Annotated in this window: 2 protein-coding genes; one reads left to right on the plus strand and one right to left on the minus strand. The window is 57.1% G+C overall.

The genetic code is table 11. The features are described 5' to 3' along the window. Positions 1–789, plus strand: a 789-nt coding sequence (locus tag Q0362_RS00650) for an MFS transporter (protein WP_298118640.1), incomplete at its 5' end; no start/stop codon positions are given. A gap of 3 nt (positions 790–792) precedes the next feature. Here Q0362_RS00650 and Q0362_RS00655 read toward each other — a convergent pair. Next, on the minus strand, positions 793–1887 hold the full coding sequence (locus Q0362_RS00655; RefSeq protein WP_298118643.1) for an NADH:flavin oxidoreductase/NADH oxidase: 1095 nt from the start codon (positions 1885–1887) through the stop codon (positions 793–795). Positions 1888–2081 lie beyond the last annotated feature (194 nt).

Genomic DNA, 2081 nt, shown 5'->3' on the forward strand with positions numbered 1-2081 from the left:
CTAGTCGGATTCATCTTGGGCGATCCCCCCTATTGGTTTGGCGTGACCACTGACGGCGGAATGAACATTCGTGTTGTTGCGGTTTTCGGAGCCATCTGGGCTCTGGCCTTCTCTCTGCCGGTCCTGTTCAATGTTCCTGAGAACGTTGCAACGAACCCCGGCAAGAAAGCCGGCATCATCGAGTCCTACAAGATCTTGTTCCGCAAGATTGCGGACCTGTACAAGAACTCCCGCCCCACTTTCTATTTCCTGCTGGCCAGCGCCGTCTTCCGTGATGGTCTGGCAGCTGTCTTCGCCTTTGGTGGCATCTTGGCGGGAACGGTCTTTGGCCTCAGTTTCACTGAAGTCATTCTCTTTGCCATTGGTGGCAACCTTGTTGCCGGTATTGGCGTGCTGTTCTCCGGCTGGATCGATGACAAGATCGGCTCCAAGCGCGTCATTGTGATTGCTTTGGTTGGCCTTGTCATTACCGGCATTGGCCTGTTCATCTTCCACGATGGCGGAGCAAACGCCTTCTGGATTGGTGGACTCATGCTCACCTTCTTCGTAGGACCCGCACAAGCTTCTGCTCGCGCTTACCTAGGACACCTCGCGCCCGAAGGTGAAGAGGGCGAGATCTTCGGCCTCTACGCCACCACGGGTCGCGCAGTGAGCTTCTTGGCTCCCACGCTTTTCGCCATCTTCGTGACCGCCTTTGGTGCCACTTACTTCGGCATCCTGGGTATTGTGATCGTCTTGCTGGCAGGTTTGCTGTTGATGATTCCTCTGCGCGCGAAGTTCATTCGCTAGGGCTTAGGAACGAGGGAACGGCGCCCATTGATACTGGGGAATGCCGTAATCAATCTGCACACCCAGCGCAGCTGCTGCACGCAATGCGAAGTGTGGGTCTCGCAGCGTCTCTTTCCCGATCAACACCGCATCAGCGCGGCCTGATTCCACGATGTCATTGGCCTGCTGAGCTGTGGTGATCATGCCCACAGCTGCCACAGGCAGGTGTGCATGTTCCTTCACGTAGTGAGCCATCGGAACCTGGTAACCGGGCCCCGTGGGGATATGTGCCTCAGCAACGAGACCGCCGGTTGAAATGTCCACAGCGTCCACGCCGAGGTCCTTGACCCAGTCGGTCACGATGCTGGTTTCTTCTTCGTTCCAGCCGCCCTCAACCCAGTCGGTTGCCGAGAAGCGAACAAAGAGCACAGGCTCTTCACCAACCTCTGCGCGCACTGCTCGAACGATGTCGAGCAGCAGACGCGCACGGTTTTTCAACGGGCCGCCGAAGTCATCGGTGCGCTCATTGCTCAATGGAGAAAGGAATTCGTGGATGAGGTAACCGTGGGCAGCGTGAATCTCCAGAACCTGGAACCCTGCTTCCACAGCACGGCGTGCTGCCGCAGCGAAGTCAGCAACGACCTGAGCAATCTGTGCCTCACTCATGGCTTCTGCTTGGGCATAGCCAGTAAAGGCATTGGCCGAAGGGCCAAGCGGCTTCCAGCCACCCTCCTCAACAGGAACCGTTCCATCGATGCCGTCATAACCCCAACCCGGATAGGTCGAGGCTTTGCGGCCTGCGTGGGCAAGCTGAATTCCAGGAACAACTCCCTGCGCTGACATGAAAGAAGTAATGGGTGTGAAGGCGGCAACCTGTTCATCGTTCCAGATACCGAGGTCGTGGAAAGAGATGCGGCCTTCTGGGTTCACTGCAGTTGCTTCCACGATGATGAGGCCTGCTCCACCGAGCGCCATCGCACCGTAGTGAGCGGTGTGGAAGGCAGTGGGGACGCCGTCTTTACCCAACGCGCTATACATACACATCGGAGGAACCCACACCCGGTTACGGATGGTGAGGTTGCGCAGGGTGATGGGCGTGAAGAGAGTGGGGTTGGGCATAGCTCCACGCTACTCCGGGAAAAGACTTAGCCGTGAAGCCAGGTGAAAATCAGCAGCATTGTCACGACAAAGCCAGCAAAGAAATTGATGCCTAAGAACTTCTTCCAGCCACGATTGGCCTGCTCGCAATCGGCATCGCTGAGGTTTCTAAATGGCCACACCATGAGGATGTAGGGAACGGCCGTAGCGGCAGC

The organism is uncultured Aurantimicrobium sp. (genome assembly GCF_936931525.1).
In the GTDB taxonomy this organism is placed as follows: domain Bacteria; phylum Actinomycetota; class Actinomycetes; order Actinomycetales; family Microbacteriaceae; genus Aurantimicrobium.

What these genes read in the sequence shown, in the direction of transcription:
- Q0362_RS00655 (WP_298118643.1), bottom strand. Translation starts at nt 1,887, where the DNA reads ATGCCCAACCCCACTCTCTTCACGCCCATCACCCTGCGCAACCTCACC.